Raw genomic sequence first — 5,787 nt, forward strand, 5'->3', positions numbered from 1 at the left:
GCGATCACATGGCGGGTGATTGCGCGTCCGGGATGCATCATTGCGAGATAAACCGGAAAACATGCCAGGGCGCCCCCCAAGAACACGGCCGCCCAAACGTGGATGTGCACCGAACTCTGCATGCCGATCCAGGCCCGCGGCGAAAACCAAAATGCCGCCGCCACCGCCGCAACCCATTGCAGCCCCATCAACAGCGCGAACATCCGATCCGTTCGATGCGCAATCGACCCCAGCTGGTTCTCCACCAGCAGCGCAGCCGCTTGCTGGCAGTCTGGCTCGATCGGCGGGGTACATTCTGTGGCGGACATCATGGCGTCGCCTCCGAAGGTCCGGTCGATTCCGCCGCAGAAAGCGCACAGCCAAAGGTTGGTGTCCGACTGACCTCTGGATGTTTGTCGATCAGGCACGAAACGATCGCTTGTCGGCCGGCATTGTCGCCGGCATGCCCGCGTGCCGCGGTGATACCGCCCGAGAACAGGCATGCCCCCTGCTCGTTGAAGAGGAGTGTAAAACCCGACGTTCGGGCGCCGAACCGCGCCGCTTCGATCGCACCGGCGTCGACCACGGCACGCACGCCGGGAATTGCCTCGGCAGCCTGCCACAGTTCATTCTGCGACCAATTCGACTTCTCCGCCTCGGGAACCACAAACAGGACCTGCGCCGTGACGCGGCCCTGGCAGGCACCCATTAAGGCTGCCAGCTCGCCCACGGTCGTCCGCGAGCATGGGCAGTGGGGATGGACGAAGACCAGCAGCGTGGCACCATGGGCGTTACGAACGATGCGGCTCGCGTCGGGCCATCGCGGCGGACCTTCGCTTTGCGTTCCCGGCGTGGTCGCGTGAAGATTGAGAATCACCGCTCCGCCGATCACGATTGCCAGCCACAGCGCCGCGGTCAGCCCGAAAGCGAGCGTCGTCCTTTTTCTTCCGTTGGTTTCGCTCATGCCGGGATCCTCGGCCATCATCGCCGGCACGACCGGACTTTGGCTTAAGTCGTGCATGGCGACGCCTCCAGCCACGGTTGGGTGTCGAGAGCCTCGCGCACGGCGCGCAGCAGCGTGTCGGGGTCGAACGGCTTTTGAACCATGCGCAAGCCTTCATCCACAAGTAAGTTCACCTGGCCCATTGGCCGTCTTTCCGCACGAAATCGATATCGAGATTTCGACACGGCTCGCCCTGGCGAACTGCCACCCGAATCTGGCCGAATCGATCGATCAGTTCTGGCGGAAACAGCAGCGAGACGTTGTGCCCCAAGACTTCTTCAGCCGAGTAGCCATACATTCTTTTGGCGGCCCGGTTCCAACTGGTAATCGCGCCATCCAGCGTCTCGCCGATGATGGCGTCGTCCGAAAACTTGACGATGGCCGCCAGCTCGGCGCGGGCCTCCAGCGCCGTTTCACGCTCGTCCGTTGAACACAAACCGCCCAGCGATATTCAAATATGGCTTGGTCATCCCTGCCACGGCTGACACCTCGCGTAGAGATTGGACATTTGTGCAAACGCCGAGGCGGGAAGGTCCACCTGTGCGGGCAATACCCCCCCGGCCTGGAACTCTGGTCCTATTGGCCACCACGCGCTGCGGCCAACAGTCCGGCGGGGCTCGGCGCGGCATAACGGTGCTGACTGGCGCGACCGCCGCAATCATTCCCGACGCGCGGCGGGTCCGGCATTCTCTTTTTGGCAAGAATGGCACCGCCTCGACGCGCTTGTTCTACATTTGAAGGGGGGGATCGCGACGCGCGGTGGCGGGCCCCTTTGGCCGGCCAACGCCGCTCGGCCTGGCTTCAAATACGCAGTGCGGCGCTGCACCTCGAGTCTGGAGATCGTGCTGGTGGACCACCGACCTGTCGTGTACGTCGTCGACGACGATCCTGTGCTGCGCGAGATCGCTTGTCGCACGGTCGAATCTTTGGCCCTCGACGTTGAGTGCTTTACTTCGGGCCGACAGTTCCTCGACAAGTTCGACCCTTCGCGTGTGAGCTGTCTGCTGACCGATCTGAGGATGCCCGATTTGACAGGCCAGCAACTCTTGGAGGTCCTGGCGGCACGTCGCTCCACGATTCCGGCAATCATGATCAGCGGCCATGGCGATATTGCGTCGGCGGTGCGCGCCATGGCGGTCGGCGCGATCGCGTTCCTGGAAAAACCCTGCGGTTTGGATACCCTGCGTCATACCATCCGCCGGGCGATCGAGCTGGCCCGCAAGCGCCACCAGGCCGGCGCATCGGAGACGGCCCACAGAAACCGACTGGCAGAGTTGACCGACGAGGAACGTGCCACGATGCAAATGATCGCCAGTGGCTTGCCCGACAAAGCCATCGCGGCCGAACAAGACGTCAGCCTGCGAACGGTTCAATACCGTCGTGCCAGCTTGTTCGAAAAGCTGCAGGTGAAGACGCGAGCCGAGTTGATCCGGCTCGTGGCACTCGATGCACATGCCACCGGCTCCGAGGCGGTGGCTTTGCAGCCCACGGAAACAGCCGCCGAGTGAGCGTCACCTCAGCCTCGCCGCGGGCAGCCATCGCGGCATGCACGGCGCTGGGGCGCTGGCCGCTGGGGCAGCGCGATGGTTAAACTGGCGTGATCGACGCTTGCGCCGAGCGATTCGGGCCGACACGACGGCCGCGACCCAATCTGTGGCTGCACCTCGTACACTCGCACTGAGCACCCTGCCATGCATATTTATGTAGGTACGTTCTTGCTCGCGCTGGCCATACTCGCCTTGGAAATCACGTTGACGCGCATCCTTAGCGTCACGACGTATTACCACCTGGCGTTTCTGGCCATCTCCACCGCGATGCTCGGCATGACGGCAGCCGCAACCAAGATTTTCCTCAATCCCAAGCACTTCTCTGTCGAGCGATTGGAAACCAACCTGGGTCGGGCCTGTTTTGGATTCGCGCTGGCCGCGCCCGTTTCGCTCGTCCTGCTCTGTCTGATTCCGGTCGAGTTGATTTCCTCGGTAATGAGCCTGCTTGGGCTGCTTTGTGTCACGGCGGCGTGCACCTTGCCGTTCTATTTTGCCGGCATTGCCATCACGCTGGTGCTCACCAAAAGCTCGCTTCCCATTGGTTTCATCTATGCCAGCGATCTGGTGGGGGCCGCGCTGGGGTGCCTGCTCGTCCTGGTCGGTTTGGAGTTTCTCGACGCACCCAGCCTGATCTTGCTCTGCGCAGCCCTCGGGGCGGCCGCGGGAGTGGTCTATCTGTGGAGCACGCCCCGCCGGGGATTGCGAACGATGAACATGGCCGCGGCCATCGCGTTGACCGCGATGACATTCATCAACGCTCAATCCTCCAGCTTCATTCGACCGCTGGTCGTGAAAGGGAAGATCCAACCCGCGACGAAGTATGCCCTGGAACGGTGGAATTCCTTTTCCCGAGTCGCGGTCTTTCCGGAGGCGACCTCGGAACCGAAGTTATGGGGATCCAGTCCCACGACGCCCCTCAATCCCTTGCGGCAGCGCTACATGAATATCGACGGTGCGGCCGGAACCGTCATGTTCCAGTTCGAGTCACTGGACGACATCGAACATCTTCGCTACGACGTGACCAATGTCGCACATGCCGTTCGCCCTCACGGAGCCGCTTGCGTGATCGGCGTAGGGGGCGGCAAGGACGTACAAAGCGCCCTGCTCTTCGGGCACTCCTCCGTCCTGGGAATCGACGTCAATCCGATCTTCGTCTCGCTGCTGAAAAACCAGTTCCGCGACTTCGTGCACGTTGCCGACCGCAAGGACGTGAAGTTGGTCGTCGACGAAGCCAGAAGCTACCTTTCGCGCAGCAACGACAAATTCTCGCTATTGCAAATGTCGCTCGTCGACACCTGGGCGGCCACTGGCGCCGGGGCGATGACTCTTTCCGAGAACGCGCTCTACACGGTCGAAGCGTGGAAGGTTTTTATCGACCGACTCGAGCCGGACGGCTTGTTTACCGTCTCGCGGTGGTACGATCCCGACAATCTCGGCGAAACCGGCCGCCTCGTGAGTCTGGCCGCAATGGTGCTTCTGGAAAATGGCGTCACCCATCCGGCCGGTCACCTGGCACTTGTCACTCAGGGGCGCGTCGCGACACTGATTCTCAGCAAGCAGCCCATGAGCGGCGAAGATGTCGATGCGCTGAACACATTCTGCGCTCAAATGGAGTTCAACGTCGTGGCCACGCCGATTCAATCGCCACGGCATCCTTTGCTGCGCAGCCTGCTTGCCGTCAGGTCGCCGAGCGAACTTTTGCAGGTCCGCCAAGAGACTCCCTATCGTTTTGATCCGACCACGGACGAGGACCCCCACTTTTTTAACATTCTCCGCTTGCGCGATGCCCTGAATTTCTTTGGCCAGCACGGGGTGTTCCAAATGCTGGCCGCCAGAGAGACCGGCATGATCCGCGGCAACGTGATCGCCACGACCGTCCTCGTCGGACTTATCGTGATCCTGGCGATCATGTCGGTGCTGACCGTGGTCGTGCCTCTCGTTCTTCGGCCCACCGGCGACGATCCGGACTTTCCGGTGGGCAAGATCGTCTGGTCAGGAGCCCTGTACTTCTCGCTGATCGGCGCCGGTTTCATGCTGCTGGAAATTGCCATGATGCAACGGTTGTCGGTCTTCCTCGGCCACCCGATGTATGGCCTGGGCATCGTGCTGTGCCTTCTCATCCTCAGCTCCGGCGTCGGCAGCTTTTTGAGCGAGCGCTTGCCCCTCACGCGCACACCGTGGGTGTATGGCTATCTGTTGCTGCTTGCGGCCACGATCATCGCGGCCCGGTTTGTGTTGACGGCGATGATGACCCACCTGGTGGCCGCGCCGATGCCTGCAAAAATCGCTTGTTCCGTGTTGGCGATTTTCCCGGTCGGCATTCTGCTGGGTTTCTGTTTTCCGACGGGCATGCGATTGGTGCGCCGTGTCGATCCGGCCGAAACTCCTTGGTATTGGGCTTTGAACGGAATTTTCGGAGTCCTTTCATCGGCAGTGGCTGTTTTCATTTCGATCTTCATCGGCATCAGCACAAACTTCTACCTGGCCGCCGGCTGCTACTTGCTGGCCGCGCTATGCGTCGTCGCGATTGTGCGGCGTCATACGCTAGCCAGCCCGATCGAGGCATCCGAAGACGCGCCCGCCGCGCAATTGTCGTCTGTCACTCCCTGACGCTCAGCCACGCGCATGCTGCGCTCGCGCGCCGGAATGCGATTTCGATAAGCGGCGTCAACATTGCAGCGCCACCATCGCCAAGCGTAAGCGCTCGATGAATCTTGACATCCTCCATCCCGATTTCTGGCGCGGCAATCTGTTGGCCATCGAACACTTGCCCCCTCTCCTGGATGGTCGATCGTACCCCCATGAGAATGCGGCTGCGCTCCTACTGTTTTGCGCGCTAGCGATTCTTCGGCATGATGTGCACCGAAAGAGGGGTATGTAAATCGCCGGCGCGCTGCTCGTTTAAAGAGAAGCGTGATTAGACTTGAATGGATGATCTTCGCATCACGATCGGTTCCGATCGCGCGCCGTCCCGAAGCTTATATCAGACAACCGTTCCGTTGTTCGGACCGGTTGCCTCGGTAGTTTCACTGTTCCGGCGAAGCATTACAAGAAATCAACCGCGGCCGGTGTTCCGTCTCTCCGAGTGTCCTGAACCATACTCTCATCGAACTCTGCCATGCATGTTTATGCCGGAACATTCTTACTTGCTCTGGTGATGCTCGCGTTGGAAATCACGTTGACGCGCATCTTAAGCGTTAATACGTATTACCACCTGGCTTTCCTGGTCATCTCCACCGCCATGCTCGGCATGACCGT

Annotated in this window: 5 protein-coding genes; 2 read left to right on the top strand and 3 right to left on the bottom strand. The window is 60.9% G+C overall.

The genetic code is table 11. From position 1 onward, the window contains the following. The 3 genes from VGG64_09330 to VGG64_09340 all read right to left on the bottom strand — a co-directional run. The coding region (locus VGG64_09330) for a histidine kinase (protein HEY1599791.1) at positions 1-311 on the bottom strand (311 nt) is incomplete at its 3' end. Further along, positions 308-1,000 (bottom strand): hypothetical protein, encoded by a 693-nt coding sequence (locus tag VGG64_09335; protein HEY1599792.1) that lies wholly within the window; start codon positions 998-1,000, stop codon positions 308-310. The genes VGG64_09335 and VGG64_09330, both read right to left, overlap by 4 nt. 112 nt (positions 1,001-1,112) lie before the next feature. Next, the gene (locus tag VGG64_09340) at positions 1,113-1,418 is read right to left on the bottom strand and encodes a PAS domain S-box protein (GenBank protein ID HEY1599793.1); all 306 of its coding nucleotides are present in this window, start codon (positions 1,416-1,418) and stop codon (positions 1,113-1,115) included. Between the two features lie 412 nt (positions 1,419-1,830). On the opposite strand from VGG64_09340, the gene VGG64_09345 reads away from it, so the two are divergent. Together VGG64_09345 and VGG64_09350 are read left to right on the top strand one after the other, a co-directional pair. After that, positions 1,831-2,490, top strand: coding sequence for a response regulator (locus tag VGG64_09345; GenBank protein ID HEY1599794.1), 660 nt, complete (start codon positions 1,831-1,833; stop codon positions 2,488-2,490). A gap of 183 nt (positions 2,491-2,673) precedes the next feature. Beyond that, positions 2,674-5,139, top strand: a complete 2,466-nt coding sequence (locus VGG64_09350; GenBank protein ID HEY1599795.1) for a hypothetical protein — start codon at positions 2,674-2,676, stop codon at positions 5,137-5,139. The last annotated feature ends 648 nt before the right edge of the window (positions 5,140-5,787 follow it).

It is taken from the genome of Pirellulales bacterium (assembly GCA_036490175.1).
Classification (GTDB): Bacteria; Planctomycetota; Planctomycetia; order Pirellulales; family JACPPG01; genus JACPPG01.